We start from the raw sequence: 26,285 nt of genomic DNA on the forward strand, positions 1-26,285 counted from the left end.
CGAATTTTTGTGCAATCTGACCATTTTTAAATGAAAGGGCTTACCTTAAGATAATAAGAAAAGTGCAAGCGCCGCAGCTCTAGCGTACGGATTTCGTAGTCTTCAACTGAGATAAAGGAAACACAGCGAGCTAGTTCACGAGCTGATGTTGACTTATCGTAGGGAGGAGACGGAGAAATCCGCTAGCCGATAGGCGCTGGTGAAATTTGAAGTGCCAATTTCACTTGGAACTAGACAGAGATGAAACTGTACCAATATTAGGTGCAAAAAAATTTTAAAATTAACATAAAGAACGAGGGGGAATGACAGTTGGCAGAATTAAAATTAGATCATGTCTACAAAGTTTACGACAATAAAGTGACAGCAGTAAAAGACTTCAATCTACATATTAAAGATAAGGAATTTATTGTTTTTGTTGGTCCTTCCGGCTGCGGAAAATCTACTACACTTCGAATGATAGCGGGATTAGAGGAAATTTCTGATGGAGATTTTTACATTGATGAGAAACGGGTAAACGATGTCGCACCAAAAGACCGTGATATTGCGATGGTATTCCAAAACTATGCGCTATATCCACATATGAGCGTTTACGATAATATGGCATTTGGTCTTAAGCTAAGAAAAGTACCAAAAGCTGAAATTGATCAACGAGTAAAAGAAGCGGCAGGCATTCTTGGACTTGAAGAATATTTATCTCGTAAGCCTAAGGCATTATCAGGCGGTCAGCGTCAACGTGTTGCATTAGGACGTGCAATCGTACGTGATGCAAAGGTATTCCTTATGGATGAGCCGCTTTCAAACTTAGATGCAAAATTAAGGGTGCAAATGCGTGCTGAACTTGTAAAATTACATCAAAGATTGAACACTACTACTATTTACGTTACGCATGATCAAACAGAAGCAATGACAATGGCAACTAGAATTGTCATCATGAAAGATGGCGTAATCCAACAAGTAGGTACTCCAAAAGAAGTATATGATAATCCTGTTAATATGTTTGTTGCTGGATTCATTGGATCCCCTGCAATGAACTTCTTTAAAGGAAAACTTGAAGATGGCAACTTTGTTATTTCGGGCAATGTAAAAGTTGCTGTTCCAGATGGAAAAATGAAGGTGCTTCGTGAAAAAGGCTTTGTGGGCAAAAACATTGTATTAGGAATCAGACCTGAAGACATCCATGACGAGCCTATTTTCCTTAATGCATCTCCAGGATCTAAAATTACTGCTACAATTGAAGTTTCCGAATTAACTGGTGCTGAAACAATGCTTTATTCTCAAATCGAAGGGCAAGAGTTTATCTCCAGAGTTGATTCCCGTACAGAGATTCGAATTGGAGATAAAGTGGAGCTGGCATTAGATATGAACAAAGCGCATTTCTTTGATCCGGAAACAGAAATTAATCTAGGTTAATAAAATTATTCCTAATTTGCTACCACCCTTTTATTATATATATTTCTTGCAATCGGTTTTTCCGATTGCTTTTTTATTTCGGGGGCTGATAAGCTATAGTTTTTGGAAAATCAAACCCGCATTCTCTGCATTTAAATAAATGCACACATTCCTGGCGTTTTGAACTTGTTGGATCACCATCCTCTAATTTTATCAAATCAATTTCCATATACGGACTGTAGTTTTCATAATAATCATAAATTCTTCCTTGATCCTCCATCTCCTTTCCGCACTGAATACAAGGAATCGTCAGTTCCGAAACACCATTACATAATTCACACCACTGCATGGAATCCCCCCATTTTAAGACTCTGTGTAGTTTCAAGTGAAATTGGCACTTCAAATTTCACCAGCGCCTATCGGCTAGCGGTTTTCTCCGTCATCCGAATGCTAGAGCTGAGATGCTTCCACTTTTCTTTTATGGTGTGTAATCTTCTATAAAATCATTCTGCAAATGGCATGGATTCGGAATAAATTTCCTAATTATTTTGTTGTATATTTTATGTTTAAAAAAACATAATACTAGTACAAGCAGCAAACAACATTGGGTTATACCATAGATGGTCACAAAGTAATTTGTGTGCTGGTGCAAGTCCAGCTAACCCAACCAAAAAAAATCAACGAGGAGATGACAGAATTATGGCACGTAACAACAATTCTAACCAATTAGTAGCTCCTGGAGCACAACAAGCAATTGATCAAATGAAGTATGAAATTGCTTCTGAATTTGGTGTTAACCTTGGTGCAGATACAACTTCTCGCGCTAATGGATCTGTTGGAGGAGAAATTACAAAACGCCTTGTTCAAATGGCTGAACAACAATTAGGCGGAGGCTTCCATCAATAATCAAAAATAAATATAGTAATGGCTTGGGAGACACCGTGAGTGTCTCCCTTTAATTTTTGGCACCAGCACCTACTTTTATGCCTTCTTCTCCCTGAGGGTAAAACATCGGCTCGTGAACTGTGTTCCCATTATCTCAGTGGAAGCCTACGAAATCCATATGCCTAGAAGTGTCGCTTTTCTACCTTATTTAAGGTTTACCATTTTACTTGGATCAATCCATTGATTATATTGTTCCTCTGTTAAGTACCCTGTTTTAATTGCAGCTTCCTTCAAGGTGGTCCCTTCTTTAAACGCTAATTTTGCAATTTCAGCTGCTTTTTCATAACCAATATGCGGGTTAAGTGCAGTCACCAGCATTAAGGAACGATTTACATTTTCAGTAATAACCTCTTTATTCGGTTCAATTCCTACCGCACATCTTTCATCAAATGATTTGATACTGTCTGCTAGTAGATGTAAAGACTGCAGAAAATTATAGATAATAACTGGTTTGAATACATTTAATTCAAAGTTTCCTTGGCTTGCAGCAAAACCTATAGCTGCATCATTTCCAAACACTTGAACAGCTACCATCGTAAGGGCTTCACTTTGTGTCGGATTTACTTTGCCAGGCATGATGGAACTTCCTGGTTCATTCGCAGGGATGGAAATTTCGCCAATTCCACTTCTTGGTCCACTTGCTAACCATCTAACATCATTTGCAATTTTCATTAAATCTGCTGCAAGTCCCTTTAACGCACCATGTACATGAACTATTTCATCATGGCTGGTTAAGGCATGGAATTTGTTATCGGATGAACGGAAAGCATAACCCATTTGCTCATTTAATTGTTTTGCTACCTCTTCACCAAAACGCGGGTCAGCATTAATCCCAGTACCAACTGCTGTACCGCCGATTGCCAAACTTAATATATGACCCGCGCTTTCTTTGATCATTTGCTCACTTTTTTCCAGCATTGCTCTCCAGCCGCTGATCTCTTGGCCAAGTGTTAATGGAGTAGCATCCTGAAGATGGGTCCGGCCAATTTTAATAATATCCATAAATGCTTGTTCTTTTTGCGCTAAAGTATTTTTCAATTGTTCAATGGACGGCAATAATCTTGTTTGTAATTCATGAAACGCTGCAATATGCATAGCAGTCGGAAATGTGTCATTTGAGCTTTGCGACATATTAATATCGTCATTCGGATGAATTTTTTCCTCACTATTTTGCCCTTTCAGTATTTCATTTGCCCGTCTTGCTATCACTTCATTTACATTCATATTAGATTGTGTACCGCTTCCTGTTTGCCAAACAACGAGTGGAAAATGATCATCAAATCTACCTTCTAAAACTTCCTCACATGCTTTCACAATCGCAGTGCTTTTTGTTTCGGATAGTTTTCCGAGTCTTTGATTTACAACGGCTGCGGCTTTTTTAAGTTGAGCAAAAGCACGGACAACCTCCATCGGCATTTTTTCAGAACCAATCGGGAAATTCTCTTTACTTCTTTGAGTTTGAGCCCCCCAATATTTATCTGCTGGAACTTTCATTTCTCCTAAGGTATCTTTTTCAATACGATATTCCATCATACATTCCTCCTTAAGCGTCATACACTATACATTTGTTTCCTAATTGACCCATTTTCATGTTTATTTTCTCATATTTATTTTTAAAGTTCATGTGGAATGCTTATAACAAATACGTAGGGATTTCGTAGTCACAAGCGAGAAAAAGGGAAACACAGTGAGGTAGTTCAAGAGCTAATGTTGGCTTATCATAGGAAGGAGACGGAGAAATCCGTTAGCCAATAAGTGTTGGTGAAATTTGCACTTTGAGGTAGACGGAACTCTTTTTTTAAAGTTAACTATTATAAATTTCTAAAAAAAAACTAAAAAAGCAACTTCGATTTAGAAGCCGCTTTCCATTCAAGCTATTTTTCTTCACATTGCAGGAGATTTTTCCTGAATAACTGTACTTCCTTTTACTAATCTAGGTAAAACAATCATATAATAAACAGCAGGCAGCATTAAGGCAAATCCAACTATGCAGAATAATGCCTCGATACTAAGGAACTTTTGAAAAGCTACTCCAATAAATGCTAACGTAATCGTTTGGGATGACATCATTAACGGATCAATCCATCCTTGCACCCTCCCCATTAGCTTAGGGTCCACGATACTAGGCATCCAGCCGCCAATGGAAACATTTATGACCGGCAATGCAAGTGCTGAGATAAATGTTAGACTTAAAAATACTGGGATAGATGTTGCAAATCCAGATAGAGCAACAAATCCTCCAGATATAAGTAATCCGATAATAATTAAATGATGGAACTTATATTTTTGAACTAAAATAGAACTAATCACACTGCCGATTAAAACCCCGCACCCGAATATTATTCCAATTAACACCGAATATTCTTCATAAGTGTTTGGTGCTAGTTTATACTTTAGAATAAAAATTGGGATAACGGAAAATCCTCCATTTGCAACCCCAAAAACAATAAAGCCGATAATCAAGGAGCGCAGTAGCTTATGATTCAGAATATACCCAGCACCAGATTTAAAATCCTTAAACACAAGGGAAATATTTAGATCTTTCCATGTATGCTTACCATTCGGCATTCTGACTTTTTCCTCAAAGCGATTCGCTTTTATTAATATCGCACTAATGAAAAATGATATTGCATCAATAATAACGGCGCCATATACTCCAGTAAGCTTATACGCAATGATACCGAGACCGCTTCCGAAAAGCATAAAAATACTTGATACCATTTGGTTTAAACCAGCTGCAGTTGCGTAATCGTCTTTTGCTAAAATCCCTTGCATTATAGCAGATTCTGCCGGGGCAAAAAATTTACGAACCCCACTTCTTAGGAAGAGGACGGCAAAAACTAATGGCATCCATCCAATGTATATGGCAACAAATAATGCTGCGGTGAGAAAAATACTGATCGTGTCGCAATAGTAAGCAACCTTTTGACGATCCATCCAATCCGCTACAACCCCAACAATGAAAAAAATAGCCAGCGTCGGCAATGAGTACATCATTTCTGCAGCGGAAGCATATCCAGGCTGATTAGAAAATCGGTCAAGCAAGTAGAACGTAAAAGCCGTCATTCCAATAACAGATCCCATTTGGGACGTGAAATTTGCAAAAAACAATTTGGCAAAGCTGCGATTTTTAAATAACTCAATAAATTTTTTCATTCTCCTATACCTCATTCTTTTAAGTTACCTTAATTATATTTGGCAGGAATTTGTTTCGGGACTATCTCATGAATGGTTTTATCTCGGTCTGAAGGCGGAAATTAATCTTAACAGATTCGTAATTATATATGTTTGATTTATGGGCTTTTCTAGTTTTCATTGTTCTTTCGGGGTATATGCGTCATTTTATGTCACTTTGCCGGTTTTTCGCTCCTTCCATCCAATTTAATATGCTCCTTCCGTTTTTCTTTGTTCCCTCTTTCTGAGTGAATGTGACCCGCTTCCGACATTATAATTCCATATAAAAAAAGACCCCAAACACAGTTTGGAGCCTTTCCATAATCATTAATGTCCTCTAATTTCATTCCATTTTTTCTTTAATTGATCTGTTAAATCCTTCCACTTGCTTTTGTGCTCTTCTATCTTATCTTTGAGTTTTTTTGCGCCTTCTTTTAATTTTTTATCAATTTCCTCTGCTTTATCAATAAAGGATTGGTTATCCTTTTTCCCAGCAAGAGTTGCATTGACAGATTGTACACCAAATTGACCTGGTTTCGTGTATTTCAATGTGTTTTGCATGACAGCTTGGAAAACTGGCACAACTCCTTGGGAGCTTAGTCCATTTAAATAGTGCTGTGAATCGGTTTTATCATATCCTATCCAGACAGCACCAACAAGATTTGGGGTATATCCCACGAACCACTGATCTGTTGTTCCGTTTGAACTGTATGAGGATTGTGTAGAGCCTGTTTTTCCAGCAATGGTATAGCCAGGAACATTTACACCTTTCCCAGTTCCCGTTTCTACAACATTCAGTAACATAGAAGTCATTTCATCTGCAACTTTTTTACTGGTTACATCTGTTTCCTTCGGTTTTCTCTCAGCAATAATATTACCAGTTGGCCCTACAATCTTCGTGATAATATGGGCATCATAGCGTTTTCCGTCATTGGCAAAAGCCGAAAATGCATCAGCCATTTGCATCGGTGATACACCTTTGTGCAATCCGCCGAGAGCCAATCCTAGATTTCTATCCTCATTTGTTAATGGAATTCCAAATCGTTTGGATGCATCCATTCCTTTATCTATCCCAATTTCATTTAAAAGCCAGACGGCAGGTAAATTAATCGAGTCTTCAACCGCTTTATACATTGGAACTTCCCCGAGATACTGTCCATTATAATTTTTAGGAGCGTAATTTCCGAAGGTCATTTGTTCGTCCTTCAAGGAGGAATTTGCCGTATAACCTTCTTCTAATGCCGGCGTATACACCGCTAATGGCTTCATCGTTGATCCAGGTTGTCTTTGCAGCTGGGTAGCCCGGTTAAATCCCCGAAATACCTTTTGACCTCTTCCGCCTACAAGTGCTCTTACTCCACCCGATTTTGGATCCAGCAAAATCCCTCCGCTTTGTACTAAATCTCCGCTGCGTCCCGAAGGAAATAAATAATCATTTTGGTATACACGTTCAAGTCCAGATTGAATGTTTTGATCCATCTCTGTATAAATGCGATATCCTCTGGTTAAAATCTCATCTTGTGTCAATCCATAACGATTAATTGCTTCATCTAATACCGCATCCACATAATAAGGATATTTTCCTTTTAAAGGATCTCCCCCAGTGTCTTTTAAAACTAATTTTTCGTTAACTGCTTTTTTATACTGATCATTTGTAATGTAACCATATTTTTTCATGGCTCCCAACACAACATTTCTGCGCTGAATTGCCCGGTCCATATGTTTATATGGATCGAGTGCAGATGGTGCATTAATGATGCCGGCCAATGTTGCTGCTTCACTTAAATCAACATTCTGGACATCTTTCCCGAAATATTTCTTAGATGCGTTTTGAACACCCCAAGCACCATGTCCAAAAAAGATTTGGTTTAAATACATTTGTAAAATATCATCTTTAGAATAATATTTTTCAATTTTAACAGCTAAAAAAAGCTCTTCAATTTTACGTCTATATGTTCTTTCCGGGGAAAGAAGTGCATTCTTCGTTAACTGTTGGGTAATCGTACTTCCTCCGGCCGTAACACCGCCTGCGGCAATGTTTTTGAAAAAGGCGCTTGTCATTCCGCGGATATCGAACCCGCCGTGATCATAAAATCTATGGTCCTCAATTGCAACAACTGCATTTTTCAAATTGTCCGGCACTTGTTTTATGGAGACTCCTTCTGTTCGATTGGCTGATATTTTACTTGCAAGATCCCCATCTTTATCGTAAATCGCTGTGGATTGTGCTAATCCTTTTTTCAATGAGCCAACATTAACCGTACTGGCAAAATAGGTGAAAAATCCCAAAAATCCTAACACTACAAGGGATAGTGCCAGCAAGATTATTTGATTCATATGTGCTTTCTTCCATAACCGTTTTACAGCAACCCAAACTGGCTGTAACCGTTTCATGTAGTTCCCTGCTTTCATCATTCATTTGGAATGGAGGAATCACATTCCAATATTTACAAAATAGAGCTGTCTCTATTTCTATGCTAAAGGATATTATGGAACTTGAAAAAAATCAATGGAAATTTTAAAAACAGTGGCCCCTAACCATTGTCATAGGGCTATAGGTGCTTCGTCGCAAGATTTAGATAACGCACCAGAGGCAGTTCAGAAGATGATGCCCACTTATCTTTAACGGTTCCGTTAGTTGATTGACGTGAGCTAGTTACTAATTATTTTTTTATGATTATATAAAAAGAAAGGGATAGCTCCCCTTCTTCGTTTCTATTATTTTTTTACATTCTTTACAAGTCTTGGAGCTGTTATTAAAATGAATACAACCAAAATAGAGCTTAAGATAAAGCTTGGCAACATATAAGTACCATTATATAAGAATGAATAAAGCGCTACCGGCTGCCCTTTTGGTGCGTAAGATCCAAAGAATACAATTCCTGTATAAAAATGAACGATAAATCTTAATATACAACCGACAAATATTCCTATAACTGAAAACGTAATCCATTTCCCTTTTTTTGATTCCTGAATAGCACTACGCACTTGATTTGCAAAAAGACCTGCAAATCCCAATACTGTAAATGCTACAAAATAATCTAAAATAAGCTGTATTAATACATATACTTTAGAATATCCAATGATAAATTGTAATAATCCCAATATAAATCCGGTTAATAGTCCGCCTTTTAGTCCCCAACGATATGCCATGATAAAAACCGGAACCATCGCGATAGAAACAGAACCTCCTTCTGGCCATATCGCTTGAAAAATAACACTTGATACAAGATCAAGCAAATAAGCAAGTGCTCCTAAAACAGCAACTTCCACAAGAAATAACGTTTTCGTTCTCATTTTCATCCTCCCCATTCCCTAATACTTCATTATGAACTGACTGCCCTATTAGGGACCGGGATGAATAAAACCTCTATATTGCTATAAATAAAAAAGCAATACAGGACGGTTTTTAGGAAGTCCTTGTATTGCTCATTCCATCAAACCACAGTCCCTGCGCTAGCATTATCTAACAGGTTCATAGGGTCAGAACTCAGTCGTTCACTCTCAGCCATATCGGCTCCCCTTGTGGGAATATTCATTTTTACCTTCTTGAATATACTACGAAACTATACATTTGACAATCATTTTTACTTTATTCTCCATTTATTTAAGAAAAGTAGTAAATTCATTAAAATAACTTGGAAAGTGTTTGATAATTTTGATATATTTAAAATAAAACACTTATGTTCTCTAAAGTAACGTTTTTTTAGGGGGTGACAAAATGATTCCGTTAAAAGATGTTGTTATAGATTTTCTGGAAGATTGTCGTGAGCGAATCTTATCCCAATGGAATAACAAAATATTAATAAGCGAAAAAGATCCCTTTAAAGAAGGTGTGCTTTTAAATGGCCAATTTATGTACGATATTGTTTTGAAGGCCATCTCAATGCCAAAAAATCAAATTGATCAGCTATTAAAACCGTTATCAGAAAAAGTTGCAGAAGAAAGAAAAAATGCCAATATTAATATTGGTGAATTTGTTTATAATGTTAATTTGGGACGTACTATCATTTTCAAGAATTTATGCTCCCTGCATACGGAGTGGAATAAACTGCAGCCTTCCTTAGATAAGGTAAACTACACTTTTGATCAATTTCTTTATTACGCTGTTTCCAAGTATTCTGAAACACAGGATATGATTATTAAAGAAAAAAATCAATATATTTCTTCGACACATCAAGATCGGTTAACACTTCTGGGACAAATGACTTCCAGTTTTGTTCATGAATTCCGTAACCCGCTAACATCTATTCACGGTTTCGTTCAATTATTAAGAGCAGATTACCCTGAGATTCCTTATTTGGACATCATTTCCAATGAGCTTGAACAATTAAAGTTTAGTATTTCACAATTTTTGATGCTATCAAAAAAGGAAATTATCGAAAATAAAAAAACAACTGTTTTGCTCAATGATTTAATTGAACAAGTATTATCATTTTTATATCCTCGAATATTAGAAGTGAATGTAGAGGTACAAAAGGAATACAAAGAAAATTATAGCATTTTAGGTTATCATGATGAGATCAAACAGGTGCTTGTTAATATTATTTTTAATGCGATAGATGTTTTATTAAATATAGAACACCCAATTATTCGGATTAAATTAGATAAACAAGACTCATTTGTATCGTTAGAAATAGCTAATAATGGTCCAAAAATTCCTGAAAGCTTAATAGATCATATTTTTGAACCATTTGTTTCACAAAAGGAAAGCGGAACCGGGTTAGGGCTTTATGTATGCAAAAATACTATAGAAAAGCATGGCGGAATATTAACGTGTCATTCAACGGATGAATGGACTGTATTTAAGATCCTACTTCCACATACATAACAACTTTTAGAAGCATCCATATACATACTGTTAAAGTAAAGAACTCTCCCGAAATTGGAAGAGTTTCTTTGTTCATATAAATCCAGCAATATATTACCAAAAAAAGAAAGGTAAAAAGGCCAAGGCTCCAATTGCACCTAATGCTATTCCTGCACCGAAGCCCCAACCCCAGCCCCAGCCCCAATATGGATAACCATATCCACCATAAAATGGATATGCGTAACCTCCATATCCTCCTGGAAGAGGTCTTAAATATACCATCCTATTATCTACTCGATGAATTATTCCCCGATGAATTCTTCCGTCTTTTGTACGAATTTCAACGGGTCTTCCAATCCCACGCTGACACATATGATAGTAATTCAATTGTGTTCACCTCCATTAAATTCCTACACTTTAGTGTATGGAGATTTATATTTTTTGAGATGGACAATCGTACAGGGCCATCGCTTAATTTTCTTATGTAATTTATGACAAGGTTCTAGCAAATAACTGCCTTGGTCGTCCCGCTTTTCATTTCGGGTACTATAATTCATTAAAATAACAATTTAAGCATTTAACCTTCTTAAAAAAAGAATATCCCTTTCCTGCTAAATGTGGAAAAGGGATATTCCGGTTACCTAGTATACATAAGCTGCACCAACGATAATAAGAAGAATAAACAACACCACGATTAACGCGAATCCACGTCCAGCTCCAAAACCGACACCGTAGCCATATCCAGGATATCCATAGCCGTATCCATATCCGCCGCATCCACACATAAAGTATCACCTCCTTAAAAAGGAGTTCAATAATATTTCTAATGAAATACATTATTCATTATTGAACCAATTGTTATGGGCTTTTGATTATTTTATAGACAAAAATATTATTTATTGACAGGCACTTCTTCGTGGATAGCCGCATAACCAATTTCATGCATTTTTCTTGCAAGCTCTCGATGTCCATCATTATTTGGATAGAGTAAATCTCTTGTGCACCACTTTTCTTCCTCACCTTTAAAATACTGATGAATATTTAAAGCATATATAGGTGGTTTTCTTGCCATAGATTCCATATACCGATTAAAGTTTTTAATCCATTTTTCTGCGTTTTCATCCTCAGGATACGGATTATGGAGACCCAAAATGATCAACATATATTTGTCATTCTGCTCGGATTTCATGTCCTTTATCTTTTGAACAATATCATCAATATTACTCTTGCAAGTCTTTAATGATCGAAAGAACTCCGTCTCATTTTTGTTCTCCTTATACTTATTCATAGCATCGATATAATCTTGATGCCCTGCAGAAAGTACAATGATGCCACTGTCTTTCATTGCATCTTTTACCCGCTTTTCCTCTAAAAGCGTATAGATGTCATTAGAACGATAGGTTGAGCGAGCAATACTAGTAACAGAGACTCTCTCCTTCAACACTTCTTCTGCCATTCTCGCATGTCTATGAATAAATCCTGGTGACAAAAATGATGCCCCTATCCCTGAACATAAACCATCGCCTATTGCCAGATACCTCATCATTACCCCCCCAACAAAAACTATGATAAATATCCTTATTCATTAGTATTCATTTTTCAGCGGATGGTCACTGGGTTCGATAAAAATAGGCGGATAAGGTAATCTACTCTGAATGGGAAAAATAAAAAAGGAGAAACTACCAATGTTTCTCCCTTTACTAATTATTCATATAAATGACAAGCCACAAAATGGTTTGGTTTCGCCTCTACCCAGTTTGGTGTTTTTATAGAACAAATATCCATCGCTTTAGGACATCTAGTACGAAATCTGCATCCGCTCGGAGGATTCACAGGATTTGGTACATCCCCTTTTAGAATAATCCGTTCTCTTTGCCTTTCCAATTTAGGGTCAGGAAGCGGGATTGCAGATAAAAGTGCTTGGGTGTATGGGTGTAGCGGATTATCATACAATTCCTCACTTTCCGTAAGTTCCATTATATGGCCTAAATACATTACAGCAATTCTATCACTAATATGTTTTACCATGGATAAATCATGAGCAATAAATAAGTACGTTAATCCTTTTTCTTCTTGCAGGTTTTTCAGTAAATTAACAATTTGCGCTTGGATGGAAACATCTAATGCGGCAATAGGCTCATCTGCAACAATAAATTGCGGATCGACTGCTAATGCTCTTGCAATTCCTACCCGTTGTCTTTGACCACCACTGAATTCATGTGGGTATCGATTAGCGTGGTTCTGATTTAGACCTACCAGTTCCAATAACTCTAATACCCGAGTCCTTCGTTCCATCCCGCTCATATTTGGATGGTGGATAAGCAACCCTTCAGAAATAATTTCTAATACAGTCATACGAGGATTTAACGAGGAATACGGGTCTTGATATATCATTTGCATATTTTTATGGATAAACTTCTTGTCCGCTTTTCCTTTTCTGTCCCCCAATTCTTCACCAGCAAATATAACTCGGCCGGAAGTTGGAGTATAGAGCTGGATAAGCGTTCTGCCAACTGTGGACTTCCCGCATCCTGATTCTCCTACTAATCCCAGTGTTTCCCCTTTATATATGGTGAAACTAATTTCGTCTACAGCGTGTAATGTTTTGTTTTTGCCAATGGAAAAATGTTTAGACACATTTTCAACCTCAATTAATGGTTTCAAGTTTTGCATTAGTATGTACCTCCAATGCCTACAGGCTGTAGTTCCTTAGGTGTCCTCTCATCCTGGAGCCAGCATGCAACAGAGTGCCCATTTGTTCCCTCCGATGTACCAGGTGCAAAATAATGACATACCTTCATTGTATAAGGGCATCTTGGAGCAAATGGACATCCCGCTCCAAGACTTGCTAAATCTGGAGGAGATCCAGGAATCGGAATTAATGGTTTCGTACGATCTTCATGAAGCTTTGGCATTGATTGCAGTAAGCCCATTGTATATGGGTGCTGAGGAGTATAAAAGATCTCTTCTACCGTCCCCATCTCAACGATTTCTCCTGCATACATAACAGCTACGCGATCTGCCATATTTGCAACGACACCAAGATCATGGGTAATAATAATAATGGAGGCCCCTGTTTTTTTCTGCAATGCTTTCATTAATTCTAGTATTTGTGCTTGTATTGTTACATCTAAGGCGGTTGTCGGTTCATCTGCAATTAATATTTTCGGATTGCAAGCTAAAGCCATAGCAATCACTACCCGTTGTCTCATTCCACCAGAATATTGGTGCGGATAAGAATCCAGACGTTCTTCCGCGTTTGGAATGCCAACCAATTTGAGCATTTCAATTGCTTTTATTCTTGCTTGTTGGTTTGTGAGATTCTGATGTTTTTTCAGCCCTTCGATAATTTGCTTGCCTATTTTCATTGTAGGATTAAGAGCGGTCATAGGATCTTGAAAAACCATGGAAATTTGTGAACCTCTTATTTGTTGGACCTTCCTGATTGGCATATCTAGCAAATCATGATTCTCGTAATTGATTTTACCGGAAGTAATTCTTGCATTTTGTTTCGGTAATAAACGCATGATAGCTTTTGCTGTTACTGATTTTCCCGATCCAGATTCTCCGACTATTGCTAACGTTTCGCCTTTATTTAATGTGAAATTCACACCCCTGACAGCATTAACCACACCATTTTGCGTGTGGAAGGAAACATGTAAATCCTCCACTTCTAAAATATGGTCCTTCATACAATGGCCTCCTCTATTTTCTCATCTTCGGATCCAGCGCATCTCTAAGTCCGTCCCCTAAAAGATTAAAACTTATCATGATAGCACTTATCACTACCGCTGGAAAAATAAGCTTGTAGGTAAAAAAGCGCATCCCTTTATATCCATCTTCAATTAAAACACCAAGCGATGCCAGCGGCGCTTGCAAGCCAAGGCCAATGAAGCTTAAAAACGCCTCAAAAAATATGGCTGTAGGAATAGTAAACGTCAAGGTTACAATAATAGGTCCCATAACATTTGGAAGCAGATGTTTCCCTATTAATCTCCCATTAGAGGCCCCCAATGTACGGGAAGCCAGTACAAATTCCTGTCCTTTTAATTGTAGAACTTGTCCCCGAACGACCCTGGCCATTCCTACCCAACCTGTGATAATCATTGCTAAAATAATGGACGTGATACCAGGTTCCAGTATCAGGATAAAGAGAATAATCACGATTAAATTCGGGATCCCTACTAATACTTCGATAATTCTTTGCATAAAATTATCTACCTTACCGCCATAAAAAGCGGAAATTCCTCCATATAAGACACCAATAAATAGGTCGAGTAAGGCAGCTACTAACGCGATAAATAAGGATATTTGCGTCCCCTTCCAAACCCTTGTCCATAAATCCCTGCCAAATTCATCTGTCCCAAACCAATGGTTGGATTTGATATTTCTTTTTTTATACTGATCAATGCCATGGACATCTTTACCGTTAAAACCAAGCCATTCCAATCCAGATATTTTCGGAGGCAAATTTGTATGGGCGATATTTTGTTGTTTATACGTGTAACCGCTAATTTGCGGTCCAATAAGAGCCAGCATAATCATTAAGACTAATATAATAAGAGAAATAACAGATCCCTTATTTTTTAAAAGCCTGCCCATGGCCTCCTTCCAAAAAGTTACCGGCGGAGATAATATTTCATCCTGCTTATTTACATCCATAGGTGCAGCTACAAAAAGATCATCCGTAATTTCTGTTGGTATCGAGTTATTGCCAAAATGTTTTGTATTTTCAATCGGGAGGGATGTTTTATTATTATTAATTTCTAGATTCATACTTCTGCCCCTCTCTTAAAATTAATGCGAGGATCAAGAATTCCATATAGGATATCCACGAGAAACACGACAAAAATAAATAATGCACTGTAAAAAATGGTAATTCCCATAATTACACTATAATCATTCACTAATATGGATAAAGTAAATTGTTCTCCCAAACCCGGAACCGCAAATATTTTCTCAATAACCAAGGTTCCAGTCATTATTCCTACCCCAATCGGACCAAGCATCGTGACAACGGGGATTAATGCATTACGCAGAACATGTTTGGAAATTACCCTCGACTCCGAAAGACCTTTTGCCCGTGCAGTAATAATATAGTCATGGCCCAATACCTCCAGCATTTCTGTCCGAATAAAGCGCGAGACAGTGGCTATTACACCTACTGAAAGTGCAAATGACGGGAGTAATGTGTATTTATAGCTCTCCCATAATGCAGGTGGAAGCCAGCCAAGCTTAACGCCAACATAGTATTGAAGTAATGCAGCAAATACGAATGATGGTATGGACATTCCAAGAACAGCTAATGTAACAGATCCGTAGTCTAGGATCGTATTATGCCTAAGGGCGGCAATAATTCCAAGTAATAATCCTACAATCGTTCCAAATATCATTGCCTGTAATCCAATCAAAGCAGAAGGTCCAATACGGCTTAAAATCATATCGTCTACTGTTCTGCCTGGATATTTGAAAGACATGCCTAGATCTCCGTGCAGTAAGTTACCTAAATAACGAAGATATTGAAGTGCGACAGGTTGGTCTAATCCATATTTGGCATTTAATATTTTTAGTTGCTTGTCTGAAAGCTTTTCAGCATTATTAAACGGTGTTCCCGGTAAAAGATGCATTAAAAAAAAGGTAAATGTGATAATGATAAAAATAGTAACGAGCATGTAAGCAAGTCTTTTTAGAATATACGTTTTCACTAGTACACCTCAATTCGATTAGGATGCTTTATCACAGCTCTAATGAGAGACTGCCCTCCAAAGATGTTAATTTTGTGCAAATATACCGACTTGAATTTATAAACCTGTCATGAACAGCTTGTCTATCCGAATATTTAGAAAATGAAAGAGGATGCACCAATCGATACATCCTCTTTCATGTTTAGCAGTTTGTTTTATTCGATATATGTCCATTTATAGCTAAAATCTGCTCCACTCGGATGTTCCACTAGGTCTTTAATATTATTGTGCTGTAATATTGCCTCTCCAGATTGGTATAATGGAGCAATTGCTACATCATCTTCCAACAACATTTTTTCAAGTTGCAATAACATTTCATATCGTTTTGCTTTGTCTGTTTCAAGACGTGCCTTTTCAACAAGTGCATCATATTTTGGATTTGAGTAATCCTCACGATTTGATGAGCTTCCAGTTACCCACATATCTAAATAAGTCATTGGATCACTATAATCAGGTCCCCATGTCGATAAAGAAATATCATACTTAATAGATTTTTCAATTTCGAGTCTTTGCTCAAACGGTACAGCTTTAATTTCTAATTTGAAACCTGGAAGATTTGTTTCTAATTGAGATTGAATAAACTCTGCCATTTGTTTACTTGATTCTGCATCTGAAATATTGATGGATAATTTAACAGATTTAGCACCTGCTTCTTTTAAACCCTCTTGCCAATATTTCTTCGCTTCTTCTTTTGTACCCTTTAATAAATCACCATTTAGCTCCCTGAAATCTTTTTTATCAGGAGAGAAATAATAATTCTTTGGTACAATTCCATATAATGGCACGGCACCATTATTTAAAGCAATATCTGTTAAGCCTTTCTTATCAATGGCAAAATTGATTGCTTTTCTGATATTTTTATTTTTTAATATCGGGTTATTTAGATTGAATCGCAGAAAACCAATTCCAGCTAATGTGTTGGTTTTAAATTCTTTATCATCGCGGTAATTATCTACAGTAGCAGCCGTTAAGCCAACCCTGTCGACTTTTTTACTCTCGTAAAGGTTTAATCCGGTTGCATCATCTTTTACAACGTACACATTAATTTCATCCAGCTTAACGGTTTTTGCATCCCAATATGTTGGATTTTTAACATATTTCCAGCTTGATTCATGCTTCCATTCCGCCAATTTGAAAGGTCCGTTAGATAATAAATTATCTGCTTCCAAAGCGTACTTATCGCCCAATTTCTCTACAAATTTTTGATTTTGCGGAAGAAATGTTCCAAAGGTAAGCAACGTTTCTAATAATGGATTAGGATTTTCTAATGTAACTTGCAATGTTTTATCATCCATTGCTTTGACGCCTAATTCATCCGCAGACTTTTTGCCGTCAATGATAGCCTGGGCATTTTTAACACCAGCGGTTACAAACATATAGTTGTATGGTCCCGCTTCCTTTAATACCCTTTTCCATGCAAACTCAAAATCATGGGCCGTAACAGGGTCGCCATTGCTCCATTTCGCATCCCGAATGGTAAAGGTATGTACGAGGCCATCAGAACTTACATCATCTTTTTCGGCCATAGCTAAAATCGGTTGATTATTTTGATCTTGTCGGTATAAGCCTTCATTTGTATTATTTAACACTGTAAATGCTACTGCATCGTGTGCTTTCGTGGAGTCCATAGTGGGAATTTCTGCGGAAGCGGTTACATTTAATACTTGTTTTGCACTTCCTTTATTACCTTTTTCAGTTTCCTTGGATCCCGTTTCCTTATTGGCACTAAAACCGCACCCCGAAAGTGCTAAAGCAGCAACTACAAAAAAAATAATAAAAGGTATTACTTTTTTTCTATTCATGAGCTTCCCCCTATTAATCGAATTTTTTCTATTTACGAAATAGTTTATATCTTTTTTTAATAACTTTCAACACTAATTTAAATATTGAAAAAATATTAAATATGATAAAATATATTTACTACTTAAGAAAGGTTGATATTATATGAAAAAAATATATTTAAGTGCTGGCATATCGCTTATCTTATCTTTTCCGTATATATTTCTCGTTTTTCATGAATGGAATTTCCTATTGTGGACTAATGCCTTATTCTACTTGGGCTTAATTTATTTATTAATAGGCAGTATTATTTTAGTTTGGTCGAGCAACTTCTTTTCCGCCTTTATACATAGTTTCAAGCATTTTTTTCGGGTAATAAACAAGAAAGAGCAAATTATCCAGGAAATTGAGGGAAAAGTGATCGAATATTATCCAACCCAAAAGAAGCCAATTCCCCCAAAACCTTGGATATACATAGGGTTATGTTATTGTTTGATCAGTATTCTTTTTTCACTGAAAATTGTTTATTTTGGACGGTGATCCAAAAAGTTTTGATATGCAAAGCCTTTTACTTGGTCCTCAGAGTAATACTTTAATAGTTCATTAATTAGGTTTTGATACATAGAAGAATCTTCAAGATTATGAATATAGGTTTCGATTCCATCAAAGTCTGACCCTAAACCAATTTGATTTACTCCCCCAAGGGAACAGAAATGATCTATGTGCTTTATTAAATCCGCAATTGTTACATTTTTACCTCCAGCTTTAACAAATTGCGGGCAAAATACCACATGGATTAAACCGCCGCGGTCAAACATAGCCTTTGCCTGCTGATCATATAAATTCCTTACATGATCACAAACTGCCCTAGCATTAGAATGACTAGCAATAGGATAATCTGCATACTCCATCACGTCCCAAAACGCTTGTTCACAAAGGTGGGAAACATCCGTAAACACGTGATGCTGATTATTGAATTGGACAATTTCTTTTCCAAAGGCCGTTAATCCAGCTCCGCGCGGTTCCCCTGCACCATCTGCAGCTAAATTTGCATTATTCCACGTTAAGCCAACCGAACGAACACCTAGTTGATACAGTATACTTAATTTATGCATGTCGTTTCCAATTGCATCAACGCCTTCAAGGGTGAGCATCGCCCCTATTTCCCCATGATTTAATTGATCAAAGTCATTCCAATCCTTGATTTGTTTCATTTCAGGATTTTTGGCAAGCACTTCGTTATAGAAATAATCCACTTGATCAAGTGCATCTTGAAACTTTTGCTCGGCCTTCATGTTAGGATGAATAAAAATAGCAAAACATTGGACCTTCACTCCGCCTTTTTGAAGGCGGATTTTATTTGTATCTAATTCAGGGGCATCCGCATAATTTAATTTTCCTTTTGCATCAGCAAGTTTCATTAATGCATCACAGTGCAGATCAATAATATTCATTACTATCACCTCAATTAATATGCTTGTTTTCGTACAGATTGTTGTTTTTCGTAAATGATACAAATTTACTTTCGGGGCATGTTTTACCATAATGGCTGTTCATTCATATCCCGGATAAAGATGCTTATAAGGCTTTCATCTACAAAAGCTACATAGTTTAAGAAAAGAGCCTTTATTGTTTGCAAGCTTCTACAAATTTTATAAATAACTGCATAGAAATATGGTCTCCATTTAATGCTAATGGTTCTGGATGCCATTGGACTCCAACCACAAATGAGTGGTGGACACTCTCAATTGCCTCAATCACTCCATCAGAAGCAAGTGCCGTGATTACAAGCGGATGGATAACATTTCTTACAGCCTGATGATGAAAGGAGTTTACCTTAAATTCAGATTGACCTGCAATGTTAGCTAGTAAACTATTAGGCTCCGCTTTTACATAGTGGGATAAATGAGATCTGGATGCTTTTTGTGAATGCTGGAGCAAAGGAGTATCTATTTGGTTATAGATATCTTGAAACATATCACCTCCAGCAGCAATGTTCAATATTTGAATACCTCGGCAAATTGCCAAAATAGGTTTATCCCTGTCCAGCATTTCTTGGATGAGTGCAATCTCTAAGCTATCACGCCCAGGAGATATGGTTCCAAGATTAGGATGAGGTTCTTCCCCAAATAGAGTGGGATCAATATCACCACCTCCTGACAGAACTAAACCATCAAGTCTACTTGCCAATTGTCTTACATCGGCATCAATTCCAATTGGTAGAAGTACCGGGATACCGCCAGCCTTAATGACTGCTTGAATATAATCATTGGCTAGAGTATGTTTTGAATCTAACTCCACATGTGCTGTAATTCCTATTAGTGGCTTCACTAATCGTCACCCCTTTATTAAACTCATGTTGTGATTTCATTATATCGTAATTTGGAGGAATAACTATCAAATGTTATGAATCTTTCTAAAATTTATTTTTCTTTAAAAAGGTTAACCTTCGCTCACATCCATCACCAAACATAAAAACAAAGGATATTTTTACTAAAAATAATGATTTCATTTTTCTATAAGGGTATATTATTAAATGAATATTATTAATAGATGTAAAAAGTTTATGGAACTAGGTGGTTTAATGTTAAGGATTGTCGCACTTGCTCACGACGGAACATTACATAAAGATATAAGTCTAGACGACTTATCTGGTAATAAATACAGATGGTATTGGGTTGATTTTGAAAACCCAACGCAGAATGAATCAGCACTTTTATCTACTTTTTTTCATTTTCATCCTCTTGCGATTGAAGACTGTCTTTTATATATTCAAAGACCTAAGCTTGACCATTATGAAGATTATACTTTTTTTGTTTTTCATGCCTTAAATCCGGAAACCTCGGTGGTGAAAGAAATAGACTGTTTCCTGGGGAAAAATTTCATCGTTACCTTTCACTTTGAATCGCTTATGTATCTGGATAAAGTTAATAAAAAAATTGAATCAGGTGCGTTGAATACACCTTTACTGATATTCCACGCTATTCTGGATGAAGCCGTTGATTTATATTTTCCTATCATTTATTCCATGGAGGATCGCCTAAATGATGCGGAAGATAATACAAAGGGATTATCCACGACGGCATTGATGGATGAGGTATTTGATATTCGAAGTGATCTATTGCGGCTGCGAAGAACGATTTACCCTATGCGTGATTTAGTATATAGAATCATTAACTCCAGTCGTATCCCAGACTTTCAGGAATACCACGGCTATTTTAGCGATATTTATGATCATTTGCTGAGGCTATCTGAAATTGTGGAAGATTCACGTGAACTCACAGCAGACATTCGAGATTCATACATATCTCTAAATGCTTTTCACGGCAATCAAATCATGATTAAATTGACGATTTTAAGCACCATCTTTTTGCCTCTTACTTTCATAGTTGGGGTGTATGGAATGAATTTTGTACACATGCCAGAATTGAAATGGAAATATGGGTATTTATTTGTATGGATTATTATGCTTACGATTGGAATCGGGATTCCGCTTTATTTTAAGAAAAAAGGTTGGTTCAATGATAAAATTGAATAAATCGACTTTTTTACTTTAAAGGTCTAAAATATTTACAAGATCACGTATTCAATCAATTTTTGGAGGATTTAATGTGAAGATTGTATGTTTTGGAGATAGTATTACAAGAGGAGTTTCCTTTGTTAAAGGCCGATTAAGAATATTAAAAGAAAATTATCCAGCATTTTTGCAGGGATTTTTTGCAAATGATTCTACTATAGATGTCGTTAATAAGGGCGTATTTAACGATAACTCTAACTTATTATTAAAGAGGATTGAAAAAGATGTTATATCGGAGCATCCCGATATTGTTATTATTTGTGTCGGCGGTAATGACTGTAACTTCCATTGGGATGAAGTCGCCAAAAAACCGGAAGCGGAACATGTGCCAATTGTTCCACTCCAAATTTATATAAAGAACATAAAATACATGGTCGAAAAGTTCAAAACATCAGGTATAAAACCATTATTGTTAACTCTTCCACCATTAGATCCAGTAAGATATTATCGATCCATCGCAAATCAATATGGAAAATCAATTAGCCATTGGATTAGTTATGTAGGCGGAATCGAGCATTGGCATGGTTTGTATAATCGCAGCCTTTCTTTATTAATTGAGCAGTTGGATGTGCTAAGCATTGATGTCCGTACGGCTATTAAGAAAGCTGGGGATTTAAAGGAATTAATAAGTGATGACGGCATTCACTTAACCCCAGAGGGATACTATGTGATGGGAAAGAAAATTTATGAGGATTTAGGTCTGTAGAATAGAAATACTGCTGAATGTTTTTTCAGCAGTATTTCTTTATTTCTCATCTATTTTCGATTCCTCAGGAAAATATGGATTTAAATGAATAAGGACTTCCCTTATATTATCATTTTTCTCCATAAGCTTTTCTTTAATTTCCCTGGAAAGATCATGTCCTTCCTTTATTGTTTTAAAATGATCTACAGAAATTCGCAAATCAACTAAAATATAATTTCCATGCTCGCGGGCACGAATTTTATCAATTCTTCTTACTTCCGCGAACTCCGATATGGTGGATATATAGCTTTGAAGGATTTCCATATCGATATTTCGCTCAATAAGAATTTGAAAAGCTTCGTTTAACATATCCTTTGATATTTTAAAAATTAAATATGCTACAAAAATACTTGCTACTTTATCACCATACAACAAGATGTGAAGGTCAAATGTAGTGCCCAAATAAGAAATGAATACCCCGAATGCCGCAGCGATCGAAGCCACAATATCGGCCTTATGGTCTAAAGCAATTGCTTCAATTGCCTTGCTGCTATGCTGCTTTGCAACCTTATAGGACCATCTGTATAATAATTCCTTCATTACGAATGATAGGATGGCAATCCACATTGCCAAAAGTCTTGGCGGTTCAATAGGATGAAAGAAGCCTGTTATTCCTTCATATAATATATAAAAGGATATTAGCAATAACAATATCCCTACTACCCCGGAGACTATTACCTCTGCCTTTCCATGTCCGTATGGATGATCTTCATCTGCAGGTTTATTGGCAACTTTAATCACCAAGAGTACGATGATAGAGGCAAATACATCCGCGCTGGAATGAATTCCATCTGCCATAACGGCATCACTTCGTCCAAACCACCCGGCTAGAATTTTTCCAATTGTTAAGACAAGATTGCTCCAAACACTTATCCAAGCGACTCTTCTCGCTAAAGATTCACGTGCACCCACTGTATAAACACCTCATTGAAAAGTCTTTTGTCACGACTCTTTTCTTAAACATGTTGAAATCCAATAGAATTACTCATTCGACTTTAGAATGGATATTCTTCTAAGAAAAGATGCGCTGAAACTATACTTCATTAGGATTCTGCGCATGAGAGGATAACAACTTATAAGAAAGCAGCATTGTTATCTTAACAAATCGTCATCAGGTGGGTCTAGAGAAAGATTTTTGCCCATATGTACGCTTTTAATTTGAGGTGAACTGTTTGATATTATTCTAAAAATGTTGCTCTTATCAAACTTTCTCCCCGTTTTTGAAAATAGGTTAATAATATAACTTTTAAATATACTTAACCATATGTAAATAAGGATGCCCATATAAGTCAAATGTAGACTCATATACAAACCCATTTTTCTCATACAATCGATATGCGTTTGTATTGTCTTCATCCACGTTCAAGGATAATTTATGAAATCCCTTCTCGTACCCAGCATTTTCAAATGCTTTTAACAGTTCACCGCCTACTCCCTTTTTACGATGATTGGGAGAAACAGCTAATGAATCCAAATAATACTCATCTTTCTCCGTTTCCTTTGAAAGCTCTATTTGGCTACAATGAAACTCCTGCTGCAAATGTTGAACAAAATTCTTATCATATTCCTGTGCATCCATGCCATGGTATATGATAGCTATCCCAAAGATTTGCCCATCTGATTCTTTCACAAGCGTATTATGATAGCTAAAACGATTATGATCCTTCCTATATAATTCCTTAAGAAAGTTCACTACTTTCCTTTGTGATTGGTTCTGAAGAACGTCAATTCCTAAATCCTTCAGAATTTCATACGTTAAAGCTGCTATCTCTTCCACATAATTTTCAGGTTCATTTTTTTTTCCAAATCTAATCAATGTATATTCCTCCTTGTCATACTTATTTTATCAAAATAATAATAATGTCGGAAAATATTTGTAACAAATATTGGATAAGACGCAATTTGCACTTGATAATTCAGGTTGTCTAGGTTATTATTTTTGTTGAATTAGGAATATTCAAAATCATTCGTTAGGAGGGCTAACTATAAATTATTCGAATATTTCTTGTTCTAATAGATTTTGGGTAGAGGGGAGTATAGAGAATTGAATAAAAAGCTTCTTTCCATTTTAATTTGGACTATTATTTCTATTCTTGGCGCTGTTGCTTTTGCATTACTTGGGTTAGCCAATGGTGAGACAATTTCAGCTGCATGGCTGGTTGTTGCCGCTGTTTGTACTTATGCAGTAGCATACAGGTTTTATAGTAAATTTATCGCTTATAAGATTTTCAAGCTAAATGATAACCGGGCAACACCAGCAGAAGTAAATGATGATGGGAAAGATTTCGTGCCCACAAATAAATGGGTATTATTCGGTCATCATTTTGCGGCGATTGCCGGTGCAGGTCCACTGGTAGGTCCAATATTGGCCGCTCAAATGGGATACTTGCCTGGTGCACTTTGGATTATTATTGGGGTTGTCTTGGCAGGAGCAGTCCAAGACGGTGTTATTCTAATGGGATCCATGAGAAGAAACGGTAAGTCACTGGGACAAATGGCAAAGGAAGAAGTAGGTCCATTCGGTGGGATTATTGCATCTATTGGAATTTTAGCCATTATGATTATCTTACTTGCTGTTTTAGCACTCGTAGTGGTGAAAGCGCTTGCCGGTTCACCTTGGGGTGTATTTACCATCGCATGTACAATACCGATTGCGATTCTAATGGGTATATATATGCGGTACATCCGTCCAGGTAAAGTATTAGAAGGATCTATCATTGGATTTGTATTACTCATGATAGCTCTTTGGGGTGGCCAATATATTGCTGCAGACCCTGAACTAGCTAAAATGTTTACATTCACTGGCGGGCAACTGGCTGTTATGATTGGGATTTATGGTTTTGTGGCATCCATCCTTCCTGTTTGGCTATTGCTTGCTCCTCGTGATTATTTAAGCTCATTTTTGAAAATTGGTGTCATCTTTCTATTGGCAGCTGGTATTTTAATCGTACTTCCTGATCTGCATATGCCAAAAATCAGTAAATTTATTGATGGAACTGGACCAGTATTTGCCGGTAACTTATTTCCTTTCTTATTTATAACCATTGCTTGCGGATCTGTTTCTGGTTTCCACGCCCTTGTGTCTTCTGGAACAACTCCGAAAATGATAGAAAAAGAGTCCCATGCCCGTTTTATCGGTTATGGCGGTATGTTAATGGAGTCCGGAGTCGCTATTATGGCTTTAATTGCTGCATGTTCCCTTCATCCAGGGCTATATTTTGCTATGAATGCTCCCGCGGCAGCTATTGGTACAGATGCAGCCAATGCGGCATCCGTCATTTCCACTTGGGGATTCCAAGTTTCAGCTAGTGATATCACTAATGCAGCAAAGGATATTGGGGAAGCCTCCATTCTTTCCAGAACCGGCGGAGCACCGACTCTTGCAGTAGGTATGGCAGAAATTTTCACAAGCTTTTTAGCTGGAGCGAAAGCATTCTGGTATCATTTTTTCCATTCTATTTGAGGCACTATTTATCTTAACCACCATAGATGCAGGCACAAGAATTGGGCGTTTTATGTTACAGGACTTGGTTGGTAACTTCTATAAGCCTTTTGCAAAAACGAACAATCTTATAGCAAATATTATTGCTTCAGCCCTCATTACTTTAGGGTGGGCCTATATCACGTATCAAGGTGCAATTGACCCATTTGGCGGTATCAACTCCCTATGGGCATTGTTTGGAATATCCAATCAAATGCTTGCAGCTATTGCTCTTGCGGTTGCAACTACCATTATTATTAAAATGGGAAAAGCCCGTTACTCCTGGGTGACAATTATTCCGTATGTTTTCTTAACCGTCACTACACTTACAGCAGCATTTATGAAATTATTCTCAAAAGTGCCTGCCATTGGATTTTTCGCCCATGCAAAAATTTATCAGGACGGTATCGACAGCGGAAAGGTTGTAGGTCCAGCAACGAGCATGGATGTCATGAAGCAAATTGTCTTTAATGACCGATTGGATGCTACTTTAACGATTGTCTTTATTGCCATCGTGCTCTTAATGGTAATTGATTCCTTAAGAGTATGGTATAACATTCTGGTTAAGAAGAAAAAAGCTCAGCTGCATGAAACGCCGTTTATTCAAACAAAGTTTCCAAATGTACCGTTAAGTAGGTGAG

22 protein-coding genes, 2 pseudogenes and 1 riboswitch are annotated in these 26,285 nt (G+C 37.0%); of the genes and pseudogenes, 7 read left to right on the forward strand and 17 right to left on the reverse strand.

From position 1 onward, the window contains the following. Positions 1-309: 309 nt before the first annotated feature. Complete coding sequence (locus tag NSQ59_RS19335; RefSeq protein WP_055740892.1) at positions 310-1,410, forward strand: ABC transporter ATP-binding protein; 1,101 nt, start codon at positions 310-312, stop codon at positions 1,408-1,410. Between the two features lie 73 nt (positions 1,411-1,483). Here NSQ59_RS19335 and NSQ59_RS19340 read toward each other — a convergent pair whose 3' ends face one another. Beyond that, positions 1,484-1,738, reverse strand: a complete 255-nt coding sequence (locus tag NSQ59_RS19340; protein ID WP_055740893.1) for a hypothetical protein — start codon at positions 1,736-1,738, stop codon at positions 1,484-1,486. Between the two features lie 350 nt (positions 1,739-2,088). On the opposite strand from NSQ59_RS19340, the gene NSQ59_RS19345 reads away from it, so the two are divergent. Further along, positions 2,089-2,295, forward strand: coding sequence for an alpha/beta-type small acid-soluble spore protein (locus NSQ59_RS19345; protein ID WP_055740894.1), 207 nt, complete (start codon positions 2,089-2,091; stop codon positions 2,293-2,295). 183 nt (positions 2,296-2,478) lie between these two features. Here the strand turns inward: NSQ59_RS19345 and fumC are convergent, their stop codons facing one another. The 4 genes from fumC to thiT all read right to left on the reverse strand — a co-directional run bounded on the left by fumC (position 2,479) and on the right by thiT (position 8,805). Next, positions 2,479-3,864, reverse strand: coding sequence for a class II fumarate hydratase (gene fumC, locus NSQ59_RS19350; RefSeq protein ID WP_083489392.1), 1,386 nt, complete (start codon positions 3,862-3,864; stop codon positions 2,479-2,481). 354 nt (positions 3,865-4,218) lie between these two features. After that, positions 4,219-5,490 (reverse strand): MFS transporter, encoded by a 1,272-nt coding sequence (locus NSQ59_RS19355; RefSeq protein ID WP_340832440.1) that lies wholly within the window; start codon positions 5,488-5,490, stop codon positions 4,219-4,221. A 345-nt stretch (positions 5,491-5,835) separates the two neighbouring features. Further along, positions 5,836-7,902 carry a transglycosylase domain-containing protein gene (locus NSQ59_RS19360; RefSeq protein WP_235950514.1) on the reverse strand — a complete coding sequence of 689 codons (2,067 nt, stop codon included), beginning with the start codon at positions 7,900-7,902 and terminating at the stop codon, positions 5,836-5,838. 324 nt (positions 7,903-8,226) lie between these two features. Continuing rightward, entirely contained in the window at positions 8,227-8,805 is a 579-nt protein-coding gene (gene thiT / locus NSQ59_RS19365) for an energy-coupled thiamine transporter ThiT (RefSeq protein WP_280513073.1), read from the reverse strand. Positions 8,806-8,938: 133 nt separating this feature from the next. Further along, a riboswitch (TPP riboswitch) is annotated at positions 8,939-9,042 on the reverse strand. A 187-nt stretch (positions 9,043-9,229) separates the two neighbouring features. Between thiT and NSQ59_RS19370 the strand changes: the two genes are divergently transcribed. Beyond that, positions 9,230-10,339, forward strand: a complete 1,110-nt coding sequence (locus NSQ59_RS19370) for a histidine kinase N-terminal domain-containing protein (RefSeq protein ID WP_055740899.1) — start codon at positions 9,230-9,232, stop codon at positions 10,337-10,339. A gap of 93 nt (positions 10,340-10,432) precedes the next feature. Here the strand turns inward: NSQ59_RS19370 and NSQ59_RS19375 are convergent, their stop codons facing one another. From NSQ59_RS19375 to NSQ59_RS19410, 8 genes and pseudogenes are all read right to left on the reverse strand, one after another. Then, on the reverse strand, positions 10,433-10,690 hold the full coding sequence (locus NSQ59_RS19375; RefSeq protein WP_200915628.1) for a hypothetical protein: 258 nt from the start codon (positions 10,688-10,690) through the stop codon (positions 10,433-10,435). Positions 10,691-10,959: 269 nt separating this feature from the next. Then, a pseudogene (locus NSQ59_RS27985) lies at positions 10,960-11,037 on the reverse strand (YjcZ family sporulation protein); the annotation flags it as partial. 173 nt (positions 11,038-11,210) lie between these two features. Further along, positions 11,211-11,861, reverse strand: a complete 651-nt coding sequence (locus NSQ59_RS19385) for an SGNH/GDSL hydrolase family protein (protein ID WP_055740901.1) — start codon at positions 11,859-11,861, stop codon at positions 11,211-11,213. 161 nt (positions 11,862-12,022) lie between these two features. Continuing rightward, a complete protein-coding gene (locus NSQ59_RS19390) occupies positions 12,023-12,991 on the reverse strand; it encodes an ABC transporter ATP-binding protein (RefSeq protein WP_055740902.1) in 969 nt (322 codons plus the stop codon). Then, positions 12,991-14,010 carry an ABC transporter ATP-binding protein gene (locus NSQ59_RS19395; protein WP_055740903.1) on the reverse strand — a complete coding sequence of 340 codons (1,020 nt, stop codon included), beginning with the start codon at positions 14,008-14,010 and terminating at the stop codon, positions 12,991-12,993. Before NSQ59_RS19395 ends, NSQ59_RS19390 begins: the two co-directional genes overlap by 1 nt. Positions 14,011-14,023: 13 nt before the next feature. Then, on the reverse strand, positions 14,024-15,082 hold the full coding sequence (gene opp3C, locus NSQ59_RS19400) for an oligopeptide ABC transporter permease (RefSeq protein ID WP_244885893.1): 1,059 nt from the start codon (positions 15,080-15,082) through the stop codon (positions 14,024-14,026). 8 nt (positions 15,083-15,090) lie between these two features. Next, positions 15,091-16,023, reverse strand: a complete 933-nt coding sequence (opp3b, locus tag NSQ59_RS19405; RefSeq protein ID WP_126649115.1) for an oligopeptide ABC transporter permease — start codon at positions 16,021-16,023, stop codon at positions 15,091-15,093. 194 nt (positions 16,024-16,217) lie between these two features. Continuing rightward, positions 16,218-17,864 carry a peptide ABC transporter substrate-binding protein gene (locus tag NSQ59_RS19410; RefSeq protein WP_055740904.1) on the reverse strand — a complete coding sequence of 549 codons (1,647 nt, stop codon included), beginning with the start codon at positions 17,862-17,864 and terminating at the stop codon, positions 16,218-16,220. Positions 17,865-18,006: 142 nt separating this feature from the next. Here NSQ59_RS19410 and NSQ59_RS27990 point away from each other — a divergent pair, with 142 nt between their 5' ends. Further along, a complete protein-coding gene (locus NSQ59_RS27990) occupies positions 18,007-18,381 on the forward strand; it encodes a DUF3899 domain-containing protein (RefSeq protein WP_445669214.1) in 375 nt (124 codons plus the stop codon). Here the strand turns inward: NSQ59_RS27990 and NSQ59_RS19415 are convergent. Further along, on the reverse strand, positions 18,366-19,295 hold the full coding sequence (locus NSQ59_RS19415) for a dipeptidase (RefSeq protein ID WP_340832442.1): 930 nt from the start codon (positions 19,293-19,295) through the stop codon (positions 18,366-18,368). The two genes, NSQ59_RS27990 and NSQ59_RS19415, sit on opposite strands and share 16 nt — an antisense overlap. Before the next feature lie 172 nt (positions 19,296-19,467). Further along, a complete protein-coding gene (locus tag NSQ59_RS19420) occupies positions 19,468-20,172 on the reverse strand; it encodes a gamma-glutamyl-gamma-aminobutyrate hydrolase family protein (RefSeq protein ID WP_055740907.1) in 705 nt (234 codons plus the stop codon). Positions 20,173-20,425: 253 nt separating this feature from the next. Between NSQ59_RS19420 and corA the strand changes: the two genes are divergently transcribed. Together corA and NSQ59_RS19430 are read left to right on the forward strand one after the other, a co-directional pair. Then, entirely contained in the window at positions 20,426-21,379 is a 954-nt protein-coding gene (gene corA, locus NSQ59_RS19425; protein WP_055740908.1) for a magnesium/cobalt transporter CorA, read from the forward strand. Between the two features lie 73 nt (positions 21,380-21,452). After that, a complete protein-coding gene (locus NSQ59_RS19430; protein ID WP_055740909.1) occupies positions 21,453-22,124 on the forward strand; it encodes an SGNH/GDSL hydrolase family protein in 672 nt (223 codons plus the stop codon). 39 nt (positions 22,125-22,163) lie between these two features. Here NSQ59_RS19430 and NSQ59_RS19435 read toward each other — a convergent pair whose 3' ends face one another. After that, complete coding sequence (locus tag NSQ59_RS19435) at positions 22,164-23,075, reverse strand: cation diffusion facilitator family transporter (RefSeq protein ID WP_055740910.1); 912 nt, start codon at positions 23,073-23,075, stop codon at positions 22,164-22,166. Positions 23,076-23,409: 334 nt separating this feature from the next. Further along, positions 23,410-23,979 (reverse strand): GNAT family N-acetyltransferase, encoded by a 570-nt coding sequence (locus NSQ59_RS19440; RefSeq protein WP_340832443.1) that lies wholly within the window; start codon positions 23,977-23,979, stop codon positions 23,410-23,412. A 228-nt stretch (positions 23,980-24,207) separates the two neighbouring features. Between NSQ59_RS19440 and NSQ59_RS19445 the strand changes: the two are divergent. Next, a pseudogene (locus NSQ59_RS19445) lies at positions 24,208-26,284 on the forward strand (carbon starvation CstA family protein). Position 26,285 lies beyond the last annotated feature (1 nt).

Origin of the sequence: Margalitia sp. FSL K6-0131 (assembly GCF_038008735.1) — a bacterium.
Lineage (GTDB): Bacteria > Bacillota > Bacilli > Bacillales > Bacillaceae_C > Margalitia > Margalitia shackletonii.